Below are 25,958 nucleotides of genomic sequence, written 5' to 3' on the forward strand. Positions count from 1 at the left end.
TTCTCCTTTGTCTTCTCAATAATGAGTTAATGTTATAGGAAGCCAAGATCATCGGCTGTCCCAATAGACTACATCGTCTATAATCCATATTTAACCAAAGATACATAGTTATCAAACATCTAAAATGAGAAATTATGGAATGATAACCGCGGTATGCAGCATCTAAAAATGATAAATTCGTTGAGGGTTTGAGAGTAAACGGTTACAATGATTGTGCATATTCCTGATGACTTATAGAATACTGTAATTTTATTGCAGAGAATCACACCATATCGAAGGATGGTTATCATGTACAAGTTAGTGTTAGTCGATGACGAATCAGATGTAAGAGAAGGATTGCTGACCGAAATCGATTGGGAAGCCTTAGGCTTCCTTGTGGCAGACACGGCTGAGAACGGCCGTGAAGCAGCGGAAATGATTGAGAAGCATCAACCTGATATCGTGGTGACTGATATTCAGATGCCTTTTATGAACGGCCTTCAGTTGTCCGAATGGATCAGAGAGAACTACCCGGCCACCAAAATCATCATATTAACCGGATATGAGGAGTTCGAGTATGCCCAGAAAGCGATCCGGCTTCAGATTGATGAATACGTTCTTAAGCCATTCTCCTCTCAGGAATTAATTGATATTCTGCTCAAGGTTAAAGGAGATCTAGATGAGGAAGCTGCGCAAAAAGAGAATATCCATCTCTTGACCGAGCATTACCGGAGGAATCTCCCGGTGCTGCAAAGTATTTTCCTGTCCTCACTGGTCACCCGCAGGCTCCCCCAGAATGAGATCCATGATAAAGTTCAGTCTTATTCGCTTAATCTGGAGGGCAGCAAATATATGGTATCTATTATACGGCTGGATCCGAAGACAAAAGAGAGGGAGAATCAGGCCTTAACTCCGGAGCAGGAGGTTAACTTTTCTATTAAAGAGACCTTTGACCATGATCTTGAGCTGTTCGCCGTGCTGAATATTACTTCTGAAATCGCCGCGAAATATGACAGCGGACATGCATTCATACACCATGATGAGGTTGTGGTGCTCAGTATAAGCGCAGAGAGTGATACGGAATCGGTAAGCCAGTCGTCGCTGAGAATGCTGGAAGAAATTCGGTTCAGTATAGAAAGATTTCTGAAGCAGACCGTCACCATTGGTGCGGGAAGCCTCCAGGATAGTCTTCAGAGGCTATATATGTCCTATAAAGATGCCGTGCAAGCGTTCGATTACCGGTTAATATACGGCGGGAATAAAGTAATCTGGATTGAGGATATGGAGAACCGTTCCTCGGAACCATTTACCTTCAGTGATTTTAATGAGCAAGAGCTTGTCAGGTGCCTGAAGGTGGGTACAGAGCAGGAGATCAGCTTACTGATGGACCAGCTGTTTAACCGGATTACAGACAACGGAATTTCATATCAGGAATTCCAAATCTATTTGCTGGAGATGCTGACGGCTGCTGTTAAGGTGGCCAAGGAGATCCATGTGGATCTGGACCGGCTGTTCGGAAATGGGTCAACGGGCCTCGGGGAGATAACGAAGTTCTCTCATGCACTTGAGGCCAAAGCCTGGTTCAAGGATCTATGCCTGAAGCTGAGGAACTCTATTGCGTCGGACCGGGAATCCAGCTATAACCGTCTTGTAGAGGATGCGAAGGAATATATTCGCCAGCATTACCGGGAAAGCGAGATTTCAATCAATAAGGTGTGTGAGCATCTGCACATTAGTACCGGGTATTTCAGTGCCATTTTCAAGAAAGAGGTCAAGATGACGTTCGTGAACTATCTGCTTGGCATAAGAATGGAAGCTGCCCAGGAACTGCTCCGGAATACGGAGTTAAAAGCCTTTGAGATTGCGGAACATGTTGGCTTTGCCGATCCGAATTATTTCAGCTTCTGCTTTCGCAAAAAGTTCGGAATTTCGCCCAAAGAGTACCGGAGCGGAGCTAAGGCACAATGAGATTCTGGAAGACTTTATTTCAGCCGCTCGGCCGGTTTCACTACAAGAAGATCCAGGTCATGATCACGTTATCCTTTATGTTCATCACTATAATTACCGTGCTCCTTGTGAGCGTCATGCTGTATAATAAATTCTCCAAATCCTCAGAAGAGAATACCTTCCTCAACATGGGTCAGATTATTGATCAGGTGAACTTGAATCTGGAGTTCTACGTATCCGGAATGAAAGATATTTTCGAAGTGGTAGAGGAGAGTGTAGGCAGCTCTTCGAGCTTGAACGGGGATCAGCTGGAGAGCCGTCTGAATACTATTCTCAACACCCGTGAAGACCTTGTATCGATTGCATTGTTCACCAAGGAGGGTGAGCTCGTCCTTAATACACCAAGCGCCGGGATGCGGCCTAATTCGAGACTGCCCAGGCAGGGTTGGTTCGAAGCAGCCCAGGAGCACCCGGGATTACTTCAATTTTCGGCGCCTCATATCCAAAATGTATTCAAATCGCCTTACCGCTGGGTAGTCAGCATGAGTAAAGAGATTAGTTACCTGGACGGGGGAATCAAGAAAAAGGGCATCCTTGCGGTTGATATTAACTTTCGGACTATTGATGAGCTGAGTAAGCGGGTAAGTCTCGGCAAGAAGGGTTACGTCTATATCATTGATGGGCTAGGCAACATAGTCTACCATCCCCAGCAGCAGCTCATTTACGCAGGACTTAAATATGAGAATCTGGAGCCAGTGCTGAATTATTCCTTCGGAAGCTATATTGATGACTCTACGGGAGAAGAACGGATTATTACGATCAAGACCGTTCAGCCGACAGGCTGGAAGGTGGTGGGCGTGACTTATGCCGATGAAATTATGACGACCAAAAAGGACATCAATGCCTTTATGCTCTGGTTCCTGCTTGTAATGCTTGGCATAGTTCTGGTTGTCTCTGTGTTTGTCTCCTACCGTATTGCCAAGCCACTCCGGAATCTGGAGAGATCGGTGAAGAAGGTGGAAGACGGGGACTTTGCCACCATTATTGATGTAAGCGGCGCTTACGAGGTGGAGCAGCTCTCCAAGAGATTCAATCTGATGATCCGCAGAATACGGGAACTTATGGACCAGATTATTCTTGAGCAGGAAGCGAAGCGTAAAGGAGAACTTGAGGTTCTTCAGGCTCAGATTAACCCGCATTTTCTATACAATACTTTGAACTCCGTCACGCGCATGGCCGAAATGGGCCGTAAAGAAGAGGTGGTTACGACGATCACGTCGTTATCCAAGTTCTTCCGTATCAGTCTTAGCAAGGGGAACAATATTATCTCGGTACAAGATGAACTGGAGCATGTGCGGAATTACTTGATTATTCAGAAAATCCGGTTCAAGAATAAGTTCCAGTATGAGATCGAGGCCCAGGATGAGGCCCTGAATTGTATGACCCTTAAGCTTATCCTCCAGCCACTGGTCGAGAATGCCATTCATCACGGGATCGAAATGATGGTGGATGAAGGCTTTATCGGAATTTACTCCTGGATTGAGGATGAATGTCTATTCATTCGGGTGACTGACAATGGGGTGGGTATGTCGGAAGATGTGCTCAAGGACGTATTAACAGGCAAGGCTCGGCAGGAGAGCGGATCCGGCGTTGGAGTAAGAAATGTGCATGAACGCATCTCACTCTACTATGGAACACCGTATGGGCTGACTTTTGAAAGCGAGCTTGAAGAGGGAACCACGGTGACGGTTCGGCTTCCCGTAATCCCTAGATCGGATACCCAAGGAAATGGAGGACAGCCATGAAGATAAGTAAGCTGATTCTTCGGTTCAGCGTCATGTTGATCCTCTTCGTCTCTGCCGGCTCCTGTTCCTCCCCTATGGATATTAGAGCGGAACAGGAATCGGTTACGCGGATCAGCATGATAGTCAAGATGGATCACGGGGACTATTGGAAGACGATCAAAATGGGGGCGGAGGTCGCAGCAAAGGAATATAACGTCAAGCTGGATTTCATGGCGCCCGCCAATGAGAATGACTACAAAGGACAGATCGCCTTAATGGAACATTCCATTCAGAATGGAACAGATGCGATTATTCTATCGGCTAGTGATTATATGGCGCTGGCTCAAGTTACAGATCAGGCTTCTTATTATGGCATACCGGTGCTATCCATGGATGCAGAAGTTGCTTCCGCGAAAGTGAAGTCCTATATCGGGGCAAATAATTACGAGGCGGGTCAGAAGGCAGCAGAGCGCCTGGTTGAGCTAACCGGTACGGAAGGTCAAATTGGCATTGTTAATTTTGTGCAAGGTGCCCGGAACGCAGATCAACGGGAAGAGGGCTTTATGGATTACATTGCCCGGTTTCCAGGACTTAAGATTGCAGATATTCAGTACTGCGGCTCAGATGAACGGTTAGCGGATACGCTGACGAAGAGCATGATTCGTGAGTATCCCAAGATAAAAGGTATTGTAGCTCTCAATGCGGAAGCTTCGATCGGTGCAGGAAAGGCAATTGACGAGCTTGGGTATGGCGGAAGAATCAAGCTGATTACATTTGACAACCCGCCTGAAATGCTGGAGAAGCTTCAAGAGGGAACAGTACAGGCTATGGTTGTGCAGAACCCGTATAGTAACGGGTATCTGGCCGTATCCTCGGCGGTACAACTGGCCGAAGGCAAGAGCATCCCTGAGCGCTTCGACACTGGAACGAAGCTCATCGACCTGGATAATATGCTCTGGCCGGATAATCAGAAGCTCCTGTTTCCTTTTATTAAATAGTCTATCTGCTTGCATAGGGTAATAGATCTGCCTGTCCCTGGGTAAATTACGTTTAACCTACGAGATTTACTTAGACTTGGAGTGATTCGAAATGGATGGTAAAGGTCTGCTGAAGACAGGTGCGATCGATAAGGAAGACGTAACCGGGGACGTAACATTTGTAAGGACGCTAATTGCGAATGTATGCTTTGTAGGCAAGCCCTCTCAGCGAGATTGGGTGCTGGTCGACACGGGTCTGGAGTCGACGGTCAATGCCCTGAAGAAGGAAGCGGATGAGCGTTATGGATGTCCGCCCAAAGCCATCATTCTTACCCATGGTCACTTTGACCATGTCGGAGGGGTAATTACGCTATCGGAACGTTGGCAGGTTCCTGTCTATGCTCATCCACTGGAGCTGCCGTTTCTGACAGGAATACAGGACTATCCGCCGGCTGATCCCCGTGTGGGCGGGGGAATCATGGCAGGAATTTCTCCGCTCTATCCGCATAAGGCCATTAATTTGGGTGGATCGGTGCATCCGCTTCCTAACGAAGGAAGTGTACCTCATCTTCCGGACTGGCGGTGGATTCATACTCCAGGACACAGTCCGGGGCATGTATCCCTGTATAGAGAAGCGGACGGGACTCTGATAGCAGGGGATGCTTTCATTACAGTGAAACAAGAATCTGCTCTATCGGTCATTTCCCAAGAGAAGGAACTTCATGGGCCTCCAGCCTATTTCACAACGAATTGGGAGCAGGCGAGAGATTCCGTGCGTAAGCTGGCAGCGCTGAGACCCCAAAGGGCAATTACCGGACATGGACAACCGGTGGCAGGAGAACAATTGAGGACTGGGCTTGATCATTTGGCCATAAACTTTGATGAGCTTGCCGTGCCTGAGCATGGCAGGTATGTAGACGATCAGAGCAAGTGATCTAAGATTAGAATCGTTCAAGCTAGATGAAGCGTCTCTTCCTATTGTGGAAGAGGCGCTTTATTATGCTCATTTAAGCAGATTAGTGAGAATTTTTATATAAACACATCAGAATTTTAGATTCGCAGAAGTTCATTATTCAGGCATAATGAAAACGTAACCAAGTGGTACACAAGACCCACACGGATGACCTAGATAAAGAAGAGGCAAATCATTTTAGACTATGGGAGGTCAACAGAAATATGAAGAAATTAAGCATGGTAGTATTGGCAACATCGGTATTGGGAGCAGCCTTGGCGGGTTGTTCAAGCTCTGGAAGCAGCGGTTCTTCCACTGAGCCGAGCGTAGGCGTAGCGATCTACAAGTTCGACGATACGTTCATGACTGGGGTACGTAACTCCATCGAGAAGAATGGTAAAGGGATTGCAAAAGTTGAGATCGTAGACAGCCAGAACTCTCAACCGACACAGAATGATAAGGTTGACTTGTTCTTGACCAAGAACACCAAAGCTCTTGTTATCAACCCGGTTGACCGTACGGCAGCAGGAGTCATCATTGATAAAGCCAAAACAAAAGACACTCCGGTTGTCTTCTTGAACCGTGAACCACTTCCTGAGGATATGAAGAAATGGGATAAAGTGTATTACGTCGGAGCCAAAGCAGAAGAATCCGGAACCCTTGAGGGCGGATTGGTTGTAGATTACTGGAAAGCTCATCCGGAAGCGGATAAGAATAAAGACGGCGTGCTTCAATATGTCATGCTGAAAGGTGAACAAGGTCACCAGGATGCAGAGCTTCGTACGAAGTATTCCATTCAGGCTGTAGAAGAAGCAGGCATCAAGGTTGAGAAATTGGCTGAAGACAATGCGAACTGGGATCGCGTAAAAGGTCAAGAGAAAATGGCTGCATTCCTGGCTTCACATGGCGATAAGATCGAAGCGGTATTCGCGAACAACGATGATATGGCACTTGGAGCTATCGAAGCTTTGAAAGCTGGAGGATACTTCACAGGCGGTAAATACATCCCTGTTGTAGGCGTTGACGCCACTGCACCAGCGCTTCAAGCTCTTTCAGACGGAACTATGCTTGGAACTGTTCTAAATGATGCGAACAACCAAGGTAAAGCGGCAGTAACACTGGCGTCCCTGCTTGGCCAAGGCAAAGAAATTACGAAGGAAAGCGTTGGCTTTGATGTAACCGACAAGCAATATGTATGGATTCCTTACAAAAAAATCACTAAAGACAACATGAAAGACGCTCAATAAGTGAATTAAAGCTTCTCGGCATCAGGCATAAGAAAAGGGAGGCTTTCTGCAGAACTGCAGGGAGCCTTCCGAATTTTATTAATCGCAAAGTATAAATAAAGTGGATAGGAAATGCGGTAGTAAGGAGGCGAAATGCAAATGGCTGAACAAGATTATTACCTGGAGATGAGAAGCATCTCCAAAGAATTCCCCGGCGTTAAAGCTCTAGATCAAGTAACCCTTCAGGTTAGGCCTGGAACTGTGCATGCGCTTATGGGCGAGAACGGGGCAGGGAAGTCTACCCTGATGAAATGCCTGTTCGGTATTTACAAGCCGGACGGTGGAGAAATATATCTGAATGGCAAAAAAACTGAGATCCTGAATTCAAGTGATGCTTTATCTAACGGGATATCGATGATCCATCAGGAGCTGCATCCAATCCCTTTCCGGGATGTTATGGAGAATATTTGGCTCGGACGATTCCCGATGAAGGGAATAGGGCCATTCAAATTCGTGGATCACAGCAAGATGTACCGTGATACAGAAGATTTATTCAAACAGCTGGATATTGATTTGAAGCCGGATACTTTAGTGGGTAAATTGTCTGTGTCGAAGATACAGTCCATTGAAATTGCGAAAGCGGTATCTTTTAACTCTCGAATTATCGTGATGGATGAACCAACCTCGTCGCTCACTGGTGTGGAAGTTGAACATTTATTCCGTATTATCCGTGATCTGAAAGCCAAAGGCGTCGCCATCATTTATATATCTCACAAAATGGAAGAAATTCTCCGCATCTCGGATGACGTTACCATCATGCGTGATGGCAAGAAGATTGGCACTTGGCCAGCGGCCGAGATGACAACGGACCTGATCATCTCTAAGATGGTCGGGCGCGATTTGACTCATCGTTTCCCTGAGCGCGACAACGTGCCGGGTGATGTAATTCTACAGGCGCACGAATTAACTTCACCAGTAGACAAATCGTTCAAGAACGTCTCGTTCGAGCTTAGAAAAGGAGAGATCCTAGGTATTGGCGGTCTGGTTGGTGCTCAGCGAACCGAGCTGATTGAAGCTTTGTTCGGCCTAAGGGAGCTGTCATCGGGAAGTATCTCGATTCACGGGAAGAAAGTCAAAATTAAGTCTCCCAAGGATGCTATGAAATATGGTTTGGCTCTATTGACCGAGGAACGCCGGACTACCGGGATATTCCCCGTACTGTCCGTGCATGAGAACGGGGCCATTGCCAATCTGGACCGATATATGACGCCATATCTGCTGCTCAACGAGAAGAAGAAGCAGACAGAGACCAATAAAATGATTGAGAAGCTGCGTACCAAAACACCGAATACGAAAGCGCTCATTATGAATTTATCCGGGGGGAACCAGCAAAAGGTTCTGCTTGCAAGATGGCTGTTAACCGAGCCTGAGATTCTCCTTCTGGATGAACCAACACGCGGGATTGACGTTGGAGCGAAATTTGAGATTTACTCCATCATTGCCGACTTGGCACGCCAGGGGAAGAGCATCATTATGATCTCCTCAGAGATGCCTGAGCTGCTGGGGATGTCGGATCGCATTATGGTTATGTCCGAAGGGAAAATGACAGGAATATTAGATGGAGAAACGGCCAGTGAAGAGACAATTATGCGTCTGGCTGCCCAGCATTAGAGGCGGGAGAGGGAGGAAACAGAAACATGAGTACTAGAAGAATTCAAGAGATCATTACTCATAATGCCATCTATATCGTATTGGTGGTATTGATTATCGGGATCGCGATTTATGACCCATCCTTTATCGGGATTAACGCACTGCGTGATGTGTTGAACCAATCAGCTACACGGACAATTATTGCCCTTGGAGTTGCCTTTATCCTGATCACAGGAGGAACGGATCTATCCGCAGGACGGATGGTGGGTCTTACCGCTGTTATCTCGGCTTCGATGCTGCAGATACAGGACTACCCAAGAAGATTCTTCCCGGGTCTTGTAGACCTGCCGGTTATCGTTCCGGTTCTGCTGGCCATTGCAGTTGGATTCCTGTTCGGTATGATCAATGGATTGATCGTCGCTAAATTAAGAGTCCCTCCGTTCATCGCAACACTGGGCACGATGGTTATTATTTACGGCGTGAACTCGCTGTACTTCGATATGGACCCGAACCACTCACAGCCAATTGGCGGACTAAGACCAGACTTCACCAAGTGGTGGGGCTCCGGAAGTATCGGATCGGGCCAATATTCCATTCCTTATATCGTAATTATTGCAATCATTGTAGCTATTATCGTATGGGTCATCTTTAACAAGACGCGTCTTGGTAAAAATATGTATGCCATTGGCGGTAACGAACAAGCTGCTAAAGTATCGGGTATTAGCGTATCCCGTAACCTGATCTGGATCTATTCCATCGCTGGTGCATTGTATGGTCTTGCCGGTGTAATGGAAGCAGCAAGAACAGGTGGAGCAACTAACAACTACGGTAACATGTACGAGCTTGATGCCATCGCAGCATGTGTGGTAGGCGGTGTGTCAACAACTGGCGGTATCGGTACGGTTCCGGGTGTCTTGACCGGGGTGCTGATCTTCACAGTCATCAACTATGGACTTACGTTCATCGGGGTCAGCCCGAACTGGCAGCTCATCATTAAAGGTATGATCATCATTGCTGCCGTGGCCTTCGATATGCGTAAATATGCAAACAAAAAATAATAATATGAAGCAACAAAACAGCCGCGGCAGAAATGCCGCGGCTATACCACATTTTGGTAATGCAAGGTCATTCTATCCATGTTAAAATGTTACATAAGGAATAACTCTCTTGAATGATACTGACAAGATGAGGTTAATGAATGTAAAGTTCCGCTTGGAAAGGGGAGATAGATCATGGACAAGCAACACGTAAGAGTATCGGCATCACGCATGATCTCTACACTACTGGCCGCCCTGCTGCTTACTGTGTGTTTCACCAATTCGGATGCAGCGGCTGCCACTTTATCGAAGGCTGGTGTAAGTTCCAAGCAGGCAGATCTTGCAGCGATGTACGCGAAGATTCAGGCTGATCGGGCAGCCAAGGTGGTTGAACTCGTTAACAAGGAACGGAAGGATGCAGGACTCGGCGCGCTAGTTGTTCATGACAAGCTTAGGGGACTTGCGAAGGATAAGGCGATTGACTTGTATAAGCATCATTATTTCAGCCATACCTCACCAACTTATGGGTCGCCGTTTGACATGATGGACGCTTATAACATTACGTTTCGTTATGCAGGTGAGAATATTGCCAAGGGACAGCGGACTCCTGAAGAAGTCGTTAAGGACTGGATGAACAGTCCGGGGCACCGGGCCAATATTTTGAACCCGCATTATAAGATGATCGGTGTCGGTTACTTTAACGGACTCTGGGTCCAAGAATTTATCGGAAAATAATACATTTTCTGCACTGCTGAGCCCGGATAGCAGTGCTTTTTGTTCTAACTAATCTCATCCAAGGCCCTGATATTCTGCGCTATCCCCGAACAGAATGATGAGCGGCAACAACAGAAGAAGCAGCGGAACATGTCCGCTGCTTCTTGCATCAATTAAGTATGGGTTATGCAGGGGTCGAACCTGCGACCTGCCGATTAAGAGTCGGCTGCTCTACCAGCTAAGCTAATAACCCGAAATATAACTTGGTGAGAATTATTATACGCCCTATTTACATAATTGTCCAGAAGTTAATCGAATGAATTTGCAAATTGTAAAAAGGTGATTTATGTTAATTACATAAGTCAAGACCAAGGTAATAGTGACTTAACACAACTAACTTTATTGAGCGGGAGGGCCATTATGAATTCTTCGTCAGGGTTATGGCGGACTATAGGAATAACCTCAGTTCTGGCAACGCTATTGCTGCTTGCCGGTTTTTTGTATGCGGTTAAAGACGTGATCTCACCTTCTAGCGGTAACCCGTGGGTTAGCGCTCCTAGCGGAAGCTTATCGAATGCAGCACCTTCAACGAGTGCCAAGGAGTTCAGTATTGTCTCTCTGGGTGACTCATTGGCTAAGGGGACCGGAGATGATACAGGGCAAGGGTTTGTCCGCAGAACGGTAACCGAGCTTCAGAAGGGCCAGAAGCTTCCGGTTAAACTTGTGAACAATTTAGGTGTGAACGGAATGACCACGAAAGGACTTCTGCCAACGCTGGATGAAGAAGGTGTGCAGTATGTTCTAAAGAACGCCAACGTGATTCTTTTGTCAATTGGGGGAAATGATCTGTTCCAGGGTGCCCAGAATGTTCAGACGGGAAAAGCACTTCCAACTTACAAGGAATTATCTTCAGAAGTTGAGAAGGCATCTCTAAGATTAAAGCAGATTGTCGATAAGATTCATAAGATCAATCCTGCTGCGCAGCTGGTGTATGTAGGGCTCTATAATCCTTTTAACGACCTGAAAGAAATGAGAATACCAGGGAACCAGGCGGTTACAGAATGGAACCTGAGAGCTTCAGAAATACTGAATACTTATGAGACTGGGCGGGTTGTATCGACCTTTGATATTTTCACGGGTAACACGCAGAAATACTTGGCGGACGATCATTTTCATCCCAATGATGAGGGATATCAATATATCGCTGAACGCATCGTTCAGGGGCTGCGTTAATAGATCAGGTTAGGAGTGAGATGAATTGGCCCAATACAGTGGTGAAGAACGCAGTAACTTAGAGACTGTCCTGTCTGTAGAGCATTTGCGGAAGAAAATCGGCAAGAAATGGATCATTGATGATGTGACTTTTGACGTGAGAAGCGGAGAGATCTTCGGATTCCTTGGACCGAACGGAGCGGGGAAGACGACCACTATTCGTATGCTCGTGGATCTGATTAAGCCTACTGAGGGCAAAGTCCAGATCTGCGGGTATGATGTGAATCGGGACCCGGAACGTGCGCTGGCTTTTGTAGGCTCCATTGTGGAGAACCCCGAGGTCTATCCCTACCTGACAGGGTGGGAGAATCTCCAGCACTTTGCCCGTATGCAGAGTGGGATCGATGAGCAGCGGATACAGGAGGTTGTCGATATCGTAAGGCTGGACCAGCGTATTCACGATAAAGTGAAGACCTACTCCCTGGGGATGCGCCAGCGCCTGGGGATAGCTCAAGCTCTTCTGGGACGCCCCAAGCTGCTTATTCTGGACGAGCCCACGAATGGACTTGACCCTAAGGGGATCAAGGAGCTTAGAGCCTTTATCCGGCGGTTGGCCGAAGAAGGGATGGCCGTGTTCGTATCCAGCCACCTTCTAAGTGAAATTCAGCTGCTCTGCGATCGGGTGGCGATTATAAGCCGAGGCAGAGTTCTGGCTGTTGGCGGGGTGGATGAGCTGGTCTCCGGAAATGCCAACTATGTGATCTGGCAGGTAAATCCAAGGGCGCGAGGCACTGAAATTCTGATGGCGCAGGGGGCGAAAATTGTGGCTGATCCCCATAGTGTGCTCGATGATTCCATTGCCGCAGGGCTTAATGAGAATTCCGTGGTTACACAATTCACCCGTGACTCCATTTCCACTATTGTTACACTGCTTGTGAACGCCGGGGTTGAGGTTAGTGATGTTCATAAGATAAATCCCACTCTGGAACAGCTGTTCCTCGAGATGACAGAAGGTGAATCCATTGAATAGTATTCTGCCGCTAATTAAGAACGAGACCATCAAGATGATGAAGAAGAAGAGATTCTATGTTGTCATCCTGGTTCTGCTCGTGCTCGTTCCTATCTTTGTATACGCACAGATGAAGATTGCCCAGAATAACCGTGAGAAATTCAATTCCGATTGGCGTCTGGCTGTTCGCCAGGCTATCACAGACAATCAGAATTCCCTTCAAAGCGCACGAGTACCTGAGGAATGGAAGAAATACAGAATTATATATATACAGCAGATGAAATATTATTTGGAGCATGATGTGAATCCTCAGGAGCCGGGAGGAGTAGGCTTCACCCGGCAGTTCATGGATAACGCAGCTACGCTGTTCATTCCACTGCTGATTATGGCCATTGCGTCGGATATCGTATCCTCGGAACGTTCTTCGGGTACGATCAAGATGCTGCTTACGAGGCCTGTGCGGCGATGGAAGGTGTTGCTGAGTAAGCTGATCACCCTTCTTATGTTCGTCTCATTGATCGTGGTCTCCGCCTTTGTAGTGAGTTATTTGATATCGGGGCTGGTATTTGGGTACAAAGGATTTAATATACCGGTATTTACCGGATTTAAGCTTAATGGCTCTGATGTTGATCTGTCTGGGGTACATGCTGTTCCGCAGTGGGCTTATATTCTGATGCAATGCGGACTCATCTGGTTCATGAGCATAACGGTAGCTATGCTTGCCTTCATGGTATCTGTTCTGGTACGCAGCACAGCAGCCAGCATCGTGATCATGATGGCCGCGTTAATTGCAGGAACCATTTTAACGAATATGGCGTCAGCTTGGACAAGTGCTAAATACCTGTTCATGGTGAATCTGGATCTAACCAATTATTTGGCGGGCTCTCCGGCACCTATAGAAGGAATGACATTAGGATTTTCTTTGGCAGTTCTGGCCATTTGGGCGGCCGTTTCGCTTATCATTTCATTCACTGTCTTTACGAAACAGGATATATTGAATTAAAATGGACAAGGATAACAAAACATCTGTTTGCATTTTGAAGGGTTTTGTTAATACAGTGTAACTTATGAAGACTCTCCCTTGGAGAAGTTTATCGCTTTGATAGCTTATCCAGGGGGATATTTGCTTCGGTACACTGTATACATAAAGTGTAAATAAAGGAGGAGCATGAATGGTCGACCAGATCGATTTGTTTGCTGAAGAACCTGTGGGCAGAAGCGGCTCAGAGGGTTACGGGGCAGACGACATTCAAGTGCTCGAAGGGCTAGTCGCAGTACGTAAGCGGCCAGGTATGTATATTGGGAGTACAAGCTCGTCGGGCCTACACCATCTCGTATGGGAAATCGTGGATAATGCAGTGGACGAGCATCTCGCCAAATTCTGTTCGCGAATTGATATTACTTTGCACAAGGACGGTTCTATTACCGTATTTGATAACGGGCGGGGAATCCCGACCGGTATGCATAAGACAGGAATTCCAACTCCTCAGGTTGTCTTCACCATTCTTCACGCCGGAGGAAAGTTTGGAGGAGCAGGCTACAAGAAGTCCGGTGGACTTCACGGTGTAGGGGCTTCGGTGACTAACGCTTTGTCGGAGTGGCTGGAAGTCGAAATTTTCCGGGAAGGCAAAATTCACAAGCAGCGTTTTGAATACTGGGTGGATGCCAAGGGAATAGAACACGTAGGGGAACCTGTTACCGGTCTAGAAGTCCTGGGCAATACGAACCGTACCGGATCGAAGATCACGTTCAAACCCGACATTCGAGTATTTCAAGGCGGCATTGGGCTGAATTATGATACACTCGCGGAACGTTTGCAGGAGATTGCTTTTCTGAACTCGGGCCTGAAAGTGGTTCTGAAGGATGAGCGATCCGATCGTTCCGACGAGTTTTTTTATGAAGGCGGAGCAAGACAGTTCGTTCAATTCTTAAATGAAGGCAAGGATGTACTTCATGATGTCATCCACTTTCTAGGCGAGAAAGAGGACGTGGAGGTTGAGGTTGCCCTGCAATACAATGCCGGATACACTGAGACGCTCGCGTCCTTCGTGAACTCGATTCCGACACGGGGCGGCGGTACGCATGAGACCGGGTTCAAGACTGCGTACACACGAATCATGAACGATTATGCACGCAAGAACGGGATGATCAAGGAGAAGGACAAGAATCTTGAGGGAACGGATCTTCGTGAAGGCATGATGGCCGTCATCAGCGTGAAGATGTCCGATGTCGAATTTGTGGGCCAGACCAAGGACCAGCTGGGCAGTGCCTCCGCACGCAGCACGGTGGATTCGATCGTATCTGAACGGATGCAGGTCTACCTGGAGGAGAATCCTCAGGTAGCGCAGGTGCTGATCAAGAAGGCTGTCCAAGCTTCCAGGGCACGGGAAGCGGCACGTAAAGCGCGTGATGAGATGCGCACAGGCAAGAAGAGAAGTGAAAGCTCGAATCTCGGGGGTAAGCTGACCCCTGCGCAGTCCAAAGACGTGACTCGCACGGAGCTGTTCATCGTAGAGGGAGACTCCGCGGGAGGTTCAGCCAAGCAGGGACGCGATTCCAAGATTCAGGCTATCCTGCCTTTGAAAGGCAAGCCGATGAATCCGGAGAAAGCAAAGCTTGCAGATATCCTGAAGAATGATGAATATCGTTATATTATTTCTGCCATTGGGGCAGGAATTGGAACTGAATTCGCAGTGGAAGACAGCAATTATTCGAAGATCATCATCATGACGGACGCCGATACGGATGGAGCACATATTCAGGTGCTTCTGCTTACATTCTTTTACCGTTATATGAAGCCGTTAATTGATGCCGGAAGGGTCTATATAGCACAGCCTCCGCTGTATAAGATTACACGAAGATCAGGTAAGCTGGAGACCGCAAGATATGCCTGGACCGATGAACAGCTCCAGAATTACCTGAAAGAGTTCGGCAAGAACTTTGAACTTCAACGTTATAAAGGTTTGGGCGAGATGAACCCAGAGCAGCTCTGGGAGACAACGATGAACCCTGAGACCCGCAATCTGCTGCAGGTCCAAATAGAGGATACCGCCAAGGCGGAACGCCGTGTCTCTACGCTAATGGGCGATAAGGTCGATCCTCGTAAGCGCTGGATAGTGGAGAATGTGGATTTCACAGAGTTTGAGGAATAGAAGGTGAATGAATGAGCTCGCTTGAGAATTTTTTGCCCGCTTATTTGGAAGAGGTTGTTGGAGACCGCTTCGGGCGGTATTCCAAATACATTATACAAGACCGGGCTATCCCCGATGTCCGGGATGGTCTGAAGCCGGTACAGCGACGTATCCTTTATGCGATGTACGATTCGGGGAATACGCCGGATAAGCCATATCGGAAGTCGGCGAAGACCGTCGGTGACGTAATGGGTAACTACCATCCGCATGGAGACTCTTCGATCTATGAAGGAATGGTCCGAATGGCTCAGCCATGGAAAATGGGACATGTCCTGGTCGATGGCCACGGGAACTGGGGCTCCCAGGACGACGACCCGGCTGCAGCTATGCGTTATACAGAAGCAAGGCTATCTCCGATCGCAATGGAGCTGCTGCGTGATATCGAGAAGCGTACGGTTCTGTTCAAAGATAATTTTGATAATACGACCAAGGAACCTGTGGTTCTGCCCTCACGTTATCCGAACCTGCTGGTCAATGGGGTAAGCGGCATTTCGTCCGGGTTCGCCACAGAGATTCCTACGCATAACCTGCGGGAAATTATTGATGCTTGTGTTGCTCTGATGGAGAAGCCGCAGATTGAGCTGGATGAGATTATGTCCTATGTCAAGGGTCCTGATTTCCCTACCGGAGGGACAATCATGGGTGAGAATGGCATCCGGGATGCGTATCAGACAGGGAAAGGCAAGATCTATATCCGGGCGAAGACGGAGATTGAATCCCTGCGCGGCGGCAAGCAGCAGATCGTCATCACCGAGATTCCATATCAGATTGTCAAATCCCGGCTGGTCACTTCCATGGAGAACATCCGGCTGGAGAAGAAGGTTGAAGGTATTGCCGAGGTTCGTGATGAGAGCGGGCGCGGCGGGCTTCGTATTGTGGTTGAACTGAAGAAAGATGCGGACGCCCAGGGGATCTTGGCTTATCTGTTCAAGAAGACAGATCTCCAAGTGACTTATAACTTTAATATGGTTGCTATCGTGAACAAGACACCGAAGCAGCTTGGAATTAAAGCGATGCTGGAAGCTTATATCGCCCATCAACGTGAAGTCGTGACGTTCCGTACGAAATACGAGCTTGAGAAAGCAGAGGACCGTGCACACGTGCTCGAAGGTCTGGTTAAGGCCCTCAACATTCTGGATGAAGTAATTGCCGCAATCAAGGCTTCCAAGAACCGGCAGGATGCGCAGAACAATCTCCAGTGGATGTTCGGATTTACGGAACGCCAGGCTGATGCGATTCTTACGCTTCAGCTGTATCGACTGACGAATCTGGAGATTACCTCACTTCAGAAGGACCTGGATGACCTGCAGAAGAAGATTAACTCCTTGAGAGCCATCCTGGAAAGCGATAAGAAGCTGACGAACGTGATCAAGAAGGAACTCCATGAGATTCGCGAGAAATACGGGATTGACCGCCGATCGGAAATCCAGGGTGAGGTGGAAGAACTCAAGGTTAACCTGGAAGTTCTGGTTACCCAGGAGGATGTACTGGTTACCTTGTCCGGCGAGGGCTACATTAAGCGGACCAGCATGCTCTCCTTCACCCGTTCCGGCGGTGAGCGGGATGGCTCGGGTGTGAAGGAAGGGGATTACATCAAGCATATTCTTGATGTGAATACTTTAGAGAACCTGCTAATTTTCACTCAGCGGGGACAATACTTCCTGCTGCCAGTTCATCAGGTACCAGAGTTCAAGTGGAAAGATAACGGAACAGCCATTGTAAATGTTATTCCGATGACGAAGGAAGATCGGATCGTGAGCGTAATCCCGGTCAAGAACTTCGAGGAGGATTCAAGCCTTGTCTTTGTAACCAAGCGGGGCCAGGTTAAGCGAACAGAACTTAAAGAATATCAATCCAAGCGCTCGGGAGCTATAGCTGCAGCGAAGCTGGGACCGGAAGATACAGTAATCTCGGTTACGCTGAGCCGGAATACACAGGATATTTTCCTGATTAGCAAGTTGGGTATGGCAATTCGATTTAATGAGCAAGAGGTAAGTTCCATGGGCAGAGTTTCCGGTGGTGTAAGGGGTATTCAGCTTCGTGAAGACGACGAGGTGGCCGCTGCCTTATGGGTCGAAGGAGAAGAAGGTGAGGTTCTCGTAATATCAGATCTTGGATATGCGAAGAGGTCCCTTCTGCTTGACTACCCTACACAAAGCCGTGGAGGCAAAGGCATACAGTCTTTCGAATTCAAAGAAGGAAAGCGTGTGAAGCCAAATGGCAGCCGGATTGCCGGTGCGTACTTCTGCCGGGAGCCCCTGCAGATTACTGCTGTAATCAAAGACGGCAAAACCTTTACTTTCAGCTCTGAACAGGCTCCGATCATGGACCGCAAATCGATTGGTAAAGCCATGAGCCAACTGGATAAGAGCGATGAAATTATTGATCTGCTAGTGAGTAAATCCTAAATAAGACAAGCCCTTCCGGCCGTTTTAAGGCTGGGAGGGCTTTTTATGTGCGGACATATTTAGGCTTTATTTGAAATTGACTTGTGCCCTGCTGCTGAAAGTGGGGGAACAAAGTTGTTCATTTAGAGGGAGAACGGAAGTATTTGGAGAAAATTGGGTCATGCCGGAAGGAAATTAGAGCCCCGTGGCGAAAGTTTATCTGATGAAGTAACACAGGAGCGAACTTGAGATCTGTTGATAACGGGGGGATTTAATGTACACGCAGGATTTCGCCCGCTTGTGGGCCAAGCTAACCAAGAACTACCAGATGCACATGGAGTCAGAGCTTTCGCCTTCACTAACTGGAGCTCAGCTCTCCGTATTGGAACTGTTGGAAGACAACAAGAAGATGAAGCCGTCCGATCTCATTCCTTATCTGGCTACTACTCCAGCCGCGGTTACGATGCTTCTGGATCGTATGGAGAAGGCGGGGCTGATCACAAGAGAGAGAGATCTGGAGGACCGCAGAATAGTCTGGATCTCCATCACAGAGAAGGGAAGAGAGGAGACGGATAGAGGACTTCAGATCCGTAATGACTTCCTCGGGAATGTTCTGGATCAAATCTCTTCCCACAACCAGCAGCTGCTGATCTTCCTGCTTAGCAAGATTACGTCGTCAGGCGAACCGGTTCTAAATAAAGAAAGAGCTTAAGCCAATTGGCTTAAGCTCTTCGTCTTCATGGATGAATGTCTAAGTTACGGAAGTCTAAGTTTCTAGAATGACCGGGCTGCTTGATCGTACAGAGCTCTTGGCCAATGATTCCAAGGGAACTCATCAGGTGGCGTCGATATAAGAGCTACAGGTTCCTTTGTAACCGGGTGCGGAAAGCCTACGTAAGCGGACCAGAGAGCGAGCTGCTGTCCGGGCTTGTTAAGCTTGGCTCCATACTTCTGATCGCCGTATAAGGGACAGCCCATATGACTTAACTGCACACGGATCTGGTGAGACCTTCCGGTCAGCAGTTCCACTTGAATAAGGCTTAGACCGTTCGTAAGTTGACCAAGCACCCTGTAGTCCAGGATAGCATGCTTGCCGCCGGGGGTTCCCTTGGATACTACCCGGACTGTATTCGTACGTTCATCCTTAAGCAGGGTATCCTCCAGCCGGCCCGAGGACGCTGAAGGAGAGCCATGAACTACCGCAAGATAAGTCTTGCTAAAGGAACGGCTCCGGACCGCTTCGGACAGCCTAGAGGCTGCCTTGGAAGTCTTGGCGAAGATCATCGCTCCCCCAACTGGCCGGTCCAGCCGGTGAACAAGACCGAGGTATACATTACCTGGCTTCTGATAACGCTCTTTAAGGTCCTGTTTGAGCAGGGTAAGAAGATCCGGATCACCGGATGCATCCTCCTGGGACAATACATTGACCGGCTTTACTATGCCTAGAAGGTGATTATCCTCGTAGAGAATAGGTATGGCTGAATGCTCATGAGCACACATAGGGAGCTATTCCTCCCATCGTCCCAATATCCCGCATGGCAGATTAAGTCCTGACCGGGTAACCGGCAGGCCTAGCTCACCGGAGGAGATCCGTCCGCCGAATCTTTTCTTCACGGTCATGTTCAAAATGTTGGTAAGTACGGTAGGTGAGATTCCCGTGGTGTACGAGTTGATCAGCATAAATAACGGTTGGTCTGACAAAATGGACATACAGGACTCCACAAACGGATATAAGCTAGTCTCCAGCTTCCACATCTCGCCGCCTGGTCCGCGTCCATAAGAAGGGGGGTCCATAATAATCGCATCATATTTGCTGCCGCGGCGCTGTTCACGCTGTACGAACTTGAATACATCATCGGTAATGAAGCGAACCGGCCGGTCGCCGAGTCCTGATAATTGCAGATTCTCTTTAGCCCACTGCACCATGCCCTTGGCAGCATCCACATGAACCACTGAAGCTCCTGCGGAAGCCGCTGCTACGGATGCTCCTCCCGTATAGGCAAAGAGATTCAACACGTTGATCGGCCGTCCGGCATTCGAGATCTTGTCCATCATCCAGCGCCAGTTGGCAGCCTGCTCGGGGAATAATCCGGTATGTTTAAAGTTCGTAGGTTTAATATGGAACTTCAATTTGTCATATGAAATTGTCCAGCGCTCTGGAAGCTTTTTCTTCATTTCCCACTCGCCGCCGCCTGAAGAGCTCCGGTGATAGTGGCCATGAACTTCTCTCCACTCCTGATTCTCCTGCTGGATCGGCCAGATGATCTGAGGATCCGGACGACGGAGGAACACATCACCCCACCGCTCAAGCTTCTCGCCGTTCCCCGTATCGATAACTTCATAGTCTTTCCAATCGTCTGCGATATACATAACATGCTCCATCCTTCGGTAAAATTCATTTAGACTTTATTGTACCTTATTTTGCGTATCTGATGCCATATTATCAAGGGAGAAAAGAGTGTGTCGATAATAATCCTGGACTTCCGTGATTTCAAATCCGACTGACTCGTACAAATTCATGGCTGCCGGATTATTGAGAGCTACCTCCAGACGAAGGCAATGTCCCATAAGGGCTGACTGCTGGATTAACTGTTGAAGAGCATTTCTAGCGAGCCCCTGCCTGCGATATTCCGGAAATACAGCTAGTCCATATATCCAGCTGACCTCAGCCTCATGTACAATTCTAACCTTACCCGCAGTTCTTCCACCTGCTTCAATGATGTAAGTTACGGAGTCCGGTGCTTCTATTGTTGCTTCATAGTACTGTTCTGCTGCAGAGTGAGGATAATTGAAGCATAGCTCGTCCAGCCGGATTAAATCTGCCCGGTCTGAGCGGTCAGCAGGCCGCAGATGAGCTATGGTGGAGCCGGGAACATGGACCTGAGGTATCTCATTACCAGCGAAATAAGTCATTTGGTATTCCGAAAAGGCATACTGAACGTCCAGCGACTTGAGCAGTCCTTTTGCGGATACTGAATTTGCAGGCGCATTCAATAATACTTCCTCAAGATCTTTCGTTCTATCTCCAGAAAGTGCCTGTTCCAGCAAGGAGGAGAAAAGGCCCTGACGCCGATAATCCGGATGAACCATGCCGCATACCTCGAGTTTTTTGCCAAAGCAGTACAAGCCAAGAAAGCCGACAATACGCCCGTTACGAAGAACGTAGTAATCATCATTTTGATCAGGTCTCCGGGCTCTGAGCATATCCCAGTTGAGCTTCAGATGAATACCGTCATGGCGGTTGCAGATTTGCTCCAATTCAGCTATTTGGTCCCACTGGGTGTTCGTAAGCATTCAATCTCCTCCTGGAAATACGGATTGCGAGGTCACAATTTGATTTTAAAGGATTGAACCGAGTGAGCACAGCCAATATATGGATAGGAAATCGGCGTGTGAGTTGACAAGTATCCTGTTGCGGGGGTAGTTTTGGAATAACGAAGACAAGGAGCAGGAGGTTACGGAAATGGAACATATCATTGAGATGAAGGGTGTCTCTTGGCTAAGAGACGGTAAATCTGTGCTCAAAGGTGTTGACTGGACAGTCTCTAAGGGGGAGAACTGGGCTCTACTGGGACTTAATGGATCAGGCAAAACAACCTTGTTGAATATGCTCAACGGTTATATTTGGCCTACGCAGGGTGAAATTTCGGTGTTGGGTCAAAAGTTTGGTGAGGTGGATATCCGGCAGCTTCGCAGATCAATTGGATGGGTCAGCTCTTCACTTCAAGAGAAGCTGTATGGAAATGAAAAGGCCGAGGATCTAGTAGTAAGCGGCAAGTATGCTTCTATAGGTTTATATGAGAAGCCTTCTGAGGAGGACTACACCCGTGCTAAGCAGCTGATGGAACAGCTGAGATGTTCCCATTTAATCGGACGCTCCTATCAGACTTGTTCCCAAGGGGAAAAGCAGAAGCTGCTCATCGCGCGTGCCCTAATGGGCTCTCCCAAGCTTCTCATTCTGGATGAAGCCGCGAACGGACTTGATTTTATCTCCAAAGAAGGCCTGTTGGATAGTATCGAAGAGCTGTCGAAACAGCCTGATGCGCCGCATCTCTTGTATGTCACCCATCACACGGAAGAGATTCTTCCGATCTTCAGCAAGACGCTGCTGATCCGCAGAGGCGAAGTGTTCGCCTCGGGGTATACCAAGGAAGTGCTTGAGAATGAGAGCCTGTCTGAATTCTTCGAAATGCCTGTACATGTATTATGGAATCAAGACCGCGCCTGGCTGTCAAAAAAATAAAGAATTATTTGCCTAATTTGCCACTTTCTCTGGATGTCTGCGTACTATTGGGTAAGTACGCTTTTGATAAGCGGAATAGACCTATAGACCAGTGGAGGGATATCTGTGAATCCAGGAACAGAACCGAAGAAGAGGGTAGGCAATCTGAGAGTAGGGATGGCAGCCATTGTAATTGCCATAGCAGCAATTATTGTGGGACTTAATTCGTATGCTACCGTGACCTATGGACATGTAGGGCTCTACAAGACTTTTGGCAAGCTGAATGACAACATTTTATCACCGGGGATTCATCTAAAGATTCCGTTTGTTCAGACGATTATTCAGGTCAATGTTCAAGTGAGTAAAGCGGAGACTGATACGACTGCTTCGTCCAAGGACTTACAGCCTGTATCCACTCATGTTGCCGTGAACTATTCCGTGAACAAGGATTCAGTGTATAACCTGATGAACAATATCGGGGGAAATTTCGATCAAGTTATCATTAATCCGGCAATTCAGGAAATTGTGAAGGAAGTTACCGCACGTTATCCGGCTGAGGATTTGATTGCCAAGCGGGATGTAGTTGCTGGAGAAATTAGTGAGCACCTGACCAAGCGTCTCTCGAAATACGATCTGGTTGTGAACGATATTAACATCGTTAACTTCAAATTCTCGGAAGCATTCAATCAATCGATTGAAGCCAAGCAGGTTGCTCAGCAGCAGGCGCTGAAAGCTGAAAATGACCTGAAGCGGATTGAGATTGAAGCCAAGCAGAAAATTGCCCAGGCCCAAGCGGAAGCGCAATCTTTGAAGCTGAAGAAGCAGGAAGTAACACCTGAGCTCGTGCAGCTGAAGCAGATTGAAATTCAGGAAAAGGCGATTGAGAAGTGGAACGGTCAAATGCCGCAGGTTACTGGCGGGGCAACCCCATTTATTGATGTGAACTCGCTGAACGGCAAGTAAAATAAACATAATAACAGTTACCTAGGACGAAGCAATCGCTTCGTCCTTCTTTGTGTATAGCAAAGTTATCTACCAGAATAAATTATTAACCAGTTATTATTAAGAGGTATAAATTTCTATAAATACTTTAAAAAAGTACCAATTATTGGTATAATTATCGTTAAAATTATACAATTGCGAGGGGGTATGAATTGTGAAAGCAAGAGTATTAATGTTGTCAGCTCTGGTCTTAGCACTGGGAGTAATTGCATTAATTGCTACTCCATTTGGTATTAAAAATTCAGGATTTGTAGTACTTGGCGGGTATGGATATGTCAAAATATACTTCAAGAATAAATCTAGCTCACCAGTAAAAGTAGTGGTTACCCACGATAAGACTAACAAAACGTATGTCGCAAAAACCATTCCCGGAAAAGGCTCATACACTTGGTATAGTACGGATGATTTTCCTCAAGGTGTGAGATCTGGGAAGTATACAGTGTTAATTAGTGATGACGGTAATGGATCGAAACCAGTGGATGCATCGTGGAGAGGCTTCACAACTAATTCGACTATTGTGCTGTGATACAACCTTAAAGTGCTGAGTAGAACCGCAGCTTGCTGAAGGCGTTTGTGTTGTTAGAAATCGAATTAATCAGGGAAATATTAACCAGTTAGATGAATCATCTGCTAAGAGTCTTTTATTTGCGATGTTCTTTCAGAAAGAAAATTATAAAAGTCTATGATTAAAGTCCTCCTAATGTTTGATAGGCAGGGTCTTTTTAACTAGACAATAGTTAATAGAATGAGATATTTTAGTAAAGGAGAGATAATCTACATCATGGGGGAATAAAGTCAAAATGAAAAGGTGGCTCATCGCAGGCGCTGCAAGTCTTAGCATCGCTTTCATACATACAGCAGGGGTATCTGCAGCTTCAAATATAGTAAATCCAAAGGAAACTTATACTTATGATAGAATGACCAAGGATATCAAGGAGCTTGCCAGTGAATATCCGGATCTCATTCATTATAAGTCAATCGGGAAGACTCCGTATGGGCGCGAGCAGTGGGCAGTAAGTCTTGGTACCGGGGAGTCCACCGTATTCTTCAACGGATCACATCATGCCCGGGAGTGGCTCACCAGCACGCTTAATATGTACATGATTGAGCAATATGCCAAAGCTTATGAGAGCGGCAGCAAATTTGAAGGTTATGATGTTCGAACAATATTGTCTGAGTCGACGATATGGTTCGTTCCGATGGTTAACCCGGATGGTGTGACACTTCAGCAGTACGGCCTATCTGCATTTCCTCAGCTGGTATGGTCGAACTTGATCAAAATGAATGAGGGAAGCCGGAACTTCAAGCGCTGGAAGGCGAATGCTCAGGGGATTGATCTGAATCGCCAATATCCAGCTCTTTGGTCAAGCATTAAATTTCCCGCCAAGGCGCCTCGCTGGATGAACTACAACGGCAAGAAGCCGCTGCAGACGAGTGAGAACCAGAGCATGGTCAAGTTCACTTATGCCATTAATCCTGAGATCGCTGTGTCCTACCATACCGCGGGCCATATTTTATACTGGAATTTCAATACTAAGCCGAGCAATTTGGCCCGTGATAAGAAGCTTGCGAATACGTTCACTGCAATTACCGGGTATTCTCAGGTCAAGCCAGTACCTAACCCGTCTGGGGGAGGATATACCGACTGGTTCATTACTACATTCGGCCGACCTGCGTTTACGCCGGAGATCGGCATCAAGGAAGGAGAGACGAATCTCTCCGTGTCCGTATTTGATTCCGAGTGGAAGCTTAACAAGAAAATTGGATTATGGATTGCGGATGAAGGTTACAGACTGTGGCTGAAGAAGAATCAAGCCAAGCAGGCTGTGCAGGAATTCCACAAAGACATCAGAATATCGGAACTCAAGCAGCTGTTTAACTCCAATAACTTTATATCGGGAACTGTCGGTACCATCCCACCACAGACGCTAACCGCAACTGCCAAGTCAGGCAATTGGTACAAGGTGAAGACCGATAAGGGAGACAAGTGGCTCTACGACAAAAACGCAGTCGTACGTGAACCGGCAGAGACTACCAAGCCAGCAGGGGAACCTGTAGATGTGGATCTCACATTGACACTTGGAGCGGAGACCGAGGTGTATTCCGAGCCTGCCGCGAAAGAATCACAAGCTACGATTACGCTAACTGAAGTGCATGCGATTCAGCAGTGGAGCAGCTGGTACAAGATCAATACTCCGATTGGGGACCTATGGATTTATCAGTCTCCTTCTAAGTAACACAGCAGATTTCCATCATAATACAAAAAGATCTGATAACGGACTAATGCAGACTTGTCCGTCTTTCAGATCTTTTTTGTACTCCGATTAGATTAATTACTTACTTCATGAGCATATACACAGCGAGCCCCGCTTCGAGCAGGAGCAGGAGAACGCAGACGGTCATGCTCAGCAGCGATAGTCCGCGAGCCGCTCCGGTTCTAAGTGCGTTGCGCCCGAAGAGCAGACCTGCAAGGCTGGCTGCCGAGGTGATGCCCATGGGAATCCAAATTCCTATGGTGTTTGGGGAAGTGTAATTCCGAAAGAAGATCAGCAGGGTAAATAGCGTCAATATAAAAGCAATTATCATAAGCAGAATGGATACAACGACGCTTCCCATACCCTCCCTGGATTCTTGCAGCTGGTTGTCCGATATGTTGTTCAACAAGTGAT

The 25,958-nt window shown here is 47.4% G+C and carries 22 protein-coding genes and 1 tRNA gene; 18 read left to right on the forward strand and 5 right to left on the reverse strand.

From position 1 onward, the window contains the following. Positions 1-288: 288 nt before the first annotated feature. The 8 genes from ACEN86_RS09500 to ACEN86_RS09535 all read left to right on the forward strand — a co-directional run bounded on the left by ACEN86_RS09500 (position 289) and on the right by ACEN86_RS09535 (position 10,287). Positions 289-1,947 carry a response regulator gene (locus ACEN86_RS09500; RefSeq protein WP_495634030.1) on the forward strand — a complete coding sequence of 553 codons (1,659 nt, stop codon included), beginning with the start codon at positions 289-291 and terminating at the stop codon, positions 1,945-1,947. Continuing rightward, on the forward strand, positions 1,944-3,731 hold the full coding sequence (locus ACEN86_RS09505) for a histidine kinase (protein WP_495634031.1): 1,788 nt from the start codon (positions 1,944-1,946) through the stop codon (positions 3,729-3,731). The genes ACEN86_RS09500 and ACEN86_RS09505 overlap by 4 nt, the downstream gene beginning before the upstream one ends. Next, complete coding sequence (locus tag ACEN86_RS09510; protein WP_495634032.1) at positions 3,728-4,708, forward strand: substrate-binding domain-containing protein; 981 nt, start codon at positions 3,728-3,730, stop codon at positions 4,706-4,708. The genes ACEN86_RS09505 and ACEN86_RS09510 overlap by 4 nt, the downstream gene beginning before the upstream one ends. 91 nt (positions 4,709-4,799) lie before the next feature. Further along, entirely contained in the window at positions 4,800-5,621 is an 822-nt protein-coding gene (locus ACEN86_RS09515; protein ID WP_495634033.1) for an MBL fold metallo-hydrolase, read from the forward strand. A 242-nt stretch (positions 5,622-5,863) separates the two neighbouring features. Continuing rightward, a complete protein-coding gene (locus tag ACEN86_RS09520) occupies positions 5,864-6,886 on the forward strand; it encodes a galactose ABC transporter substrate-binding protein (RefSeq protein WP_495634034.1) in 1,023 nt (340 codons plus the stop codon). Positions 6,887-7,024: 138 nt separating this feature from the next. After that, a complete protein-coding gene (locus ACEN86_RS09525; RefSeq protein ID WP_495634035.1) occupies positions 7,025-8,536 on the forward strand; it encodes a sugar ABC transporter ATP-binding protein in 1,512 nt (503 codons plus the stop codon). Between the two features lie 26 nt (positions 8,537-8,562). Continuing rightward, positions 8,563-9,573, forward strand: coding sequence for a galactose/methyl galactoside ABC transporter permease MglC (mglC, locus tag ACEN86_RS09530; protein WP_495634036.1), 1,011 nt, complete (start codon positions 8,563-8,565; stop codon positions 9,571-9,573). 174 nt (positions 9,574-9,747) lie between these two features. Further along, complete coding sequence (locus ACEN86_RS09535) at positions 9,748-10,287, forward strand: CAP domain-containing protein (RefSeq protein WP_495634037.1); 540 nt, start codon at positions 9,748-9,750, stop codon at positions 10,285-10,287. Positions 10,288-10,446: 159 nt separating this feature from the next. On the opposite strand, the gene ACEN86_RS09540 is transcribed toward ACEN86_RS09535, so the two are convergent. Further along, positions 10,447-10,519, reverse strand: a tRNA-Lys gene (locus ACEN86_RS09540). 167 nt (positions 10,520-10,686) lie between these two features. On the opposite strand from ACEN86_RS09540, the gene ACEN86_RS09545 reads away from it, so the two are divergent. The 6 genes from ACEN86_RS09545 (at position 10,687) to ACEN86_RS09570 (ending at position 18,777) form a co-directional block, all read left to right on the forward strand. Continuing rightward, positions 10,687-11,499: a GDSL-type esterase/lipase family protein gene (locus ACEN86_RS09545; RefSeq protein ID WP_495634038.1), complete on the forward strand. Its 813-nt coding sequence runs from the start codon at positions 10,687-10,689 to the stop codon at positions 11,497-11,499. Positions 11,500-11,524: 25 nt separating this feature from the next. Beyond that, the gene (locus tag ACEN86_RS09550) at positions 11,525-12,508 is read left to right on the forward strand and encodes an ABC transporter ATP-binding protein (protein ID WP_495634039.1); all 984 of its coding nucleotides are present in this window, start codon (positions 11,525-11,527) and stop codon (positions 12,506-12,508) included. After that, positions 12,501-13,490, forward strand: coding sequence for an ABC transporter permease (locus ACEN86_RS09555; RefSeq protein ID WP_495634040.1), 990 nt, complete (start codon positions 12,501-12,503; stop codon positions 13,488-13,490). The genes ACEN86_RS09550 and ACEN86_RS09555 overlap by 8 nt, the downstream gene beginning before the upstream one ends. A 169-nt stretch (positions 13,491-13,659) precedes the next feature. Continuing rightward, positions 13,660-15,639, forward strand: coding sequence for a DNA topoisomerase IV subunit B (gene parE / locus ACEN86_RS09560; protein WP_495634041.1), 1,980 nt, complete (start codon positions 13,660-13,662; stop codon positions 15,637-15,639). An 11-nt stretch (positions 15,640-15,650) separates the two neighbouring features. Next, positions 15,651-18,086 carry a DNA gyrase subunit A gene (gene gyrA, locus ACEN86_RS09565; protein ID WP_495634042.1) on the forward strand — a complete coding sequence of 812 codons (2,436 nt, stop codon included), beginning with the start codon at positions 15,651-15,653 and terminating at the stop codon, positions 18,084-18,086. Between the two features lie 253 nt (positions 18,087-18,339). Beyond that, positions 18,340-18,777: a MarR family winged helix-turn-helix transcriptional regulator gene (locus ACEN86_RS09570; RefSeq protein WP_495634043.1), complete on the forward strand. Its 438-nt coding sequence runs from the start codon at positions 18,340-18,342 to the stop codon at positions 18,775-18,777. A 62-nt stretch (positions 18,778-18,839) separates the two neighbouring features. On the opposite strand, the gene ACEN86_RS09575 is transcribed toward ACEN86_RS09570, so the two are convergent. The 3 genes from ACEN86_RS09575 to ACEN86_RS09585 are packed head-to-tail and all read right to left on the reverse strand — an operon-like array spanning position 18,840 to position 21,359. After that, a complete protein-coding gene (locus ACEN86_RS09575; protein WP_495634044.1) occupies positions 18,840-19,565 on the reverse strand; it encodes an RluA family pseudouridine synthase in 726 nt (241 codons plus the stop codon). 6 nt (positions 19,566-19,571) lie between these two features. Next, positions 19,572-20,435 carry a class I SAM-dependent methyltransferase gene (locus tag ACEN86_RS09580; RefSeq protein WP_495634045.1) on the reverse strand — a complete coding sequence of 288 codons (864 nt, stop codon included), beginning with the start codon at positions 20,433-20,435 and terminating at the stop codon, positions 19,572-19,574. Positions 20,436-20,471: 36 nt separating this feature from the next. Continuing rightward, positions 20,472-21,359 carry a GNAT family N-acetyltransferase gene (locus tag ACEN86_RS09585; protein ID WP_495634046.1) on the reverse strand — a complete coding sequence of 296 codons (888 nt, stop codon included), beginning with the start codon at positions 21,357-21,359 and terminating at the stop codon, positions 20,472-20,474. Positions 21,360-21,528: 169 nt separating this feature from the next. On the opposite strand from ACEN86_RS09585, the gene ACEN86_RS09590 reads away from it, so the two are divergent. From ACEN86_RS09590 to ACEN86_RS09605, 4 genes are all read left to right on the forward strand, one after another. Continuing rightward, complete coding sequence (locus tag ACEN86_RS09590) at positions 21,529-22,308, forward strand: ABC transporter ATP-binding protein (protein ID WP_495634047.1); 780 nt, start codon at positions 21,529-21,531, stop codon at positions 22,306-22,308. Positions 22,309-22,413: 105 nt separating this feature from the next. Then, positions 22,414-23,250 carry a prohibitin family protein gene (locus tag ACEN86_RS09595; protein ID WP_495634048.1) on the forward strand — a complete coding sequence of 279 codons (837 nt, stop codon included), beginning with the start codon at positions 22,414-22,416 and terminating at the stop codon, positions 23,248-23,250. Between the two features lie 193 nt (positions 23,251-23,443). Continuing rightward, on the forward strand, positions 23,444-23,815 hold the full coding sequence (locus ACEN86_RS09600) for a hypothetical protein (RefSeq protein ID WP_495634049.1): 372 nt from the start codon (positions 23,444-23,446) through the stop codon (positions 23,813-23,815). 274 nt (positions 23,816-24,089) lie between these two features. Continuing rightward, a complete protein-coding gene (locus tag ACEN86_RS09605; protein ID WP_495634050.1) occupies positions 24,090-25,526 on the forward strand; it encodes a M14 family zinc carboxypeptidase in 1,437 nt (478 codons plus the stop codon). 100 nt (positions 25,527-25,626) lie between these two features. On the opposite strand, the gene ACEN86_RS09610 is transcribed toward ACEN86_RS09605, so the two are convergent. Then, positions 25,627-25,950, reverse strand: coding sequence for a hypothetical protein (locus tag ACEN86_RS09610; RefSeq protein ID WP_495634051.1), 324 nt, complete (start codon positions 25,948-25,950; stop codon positions 25,627-25,629). Positions 25,951-25,958 lie beyond the last annotated feature (8 nt).

This window comes from Paenibacillus sp. Paensp111 (assembly GCF_059492195.1).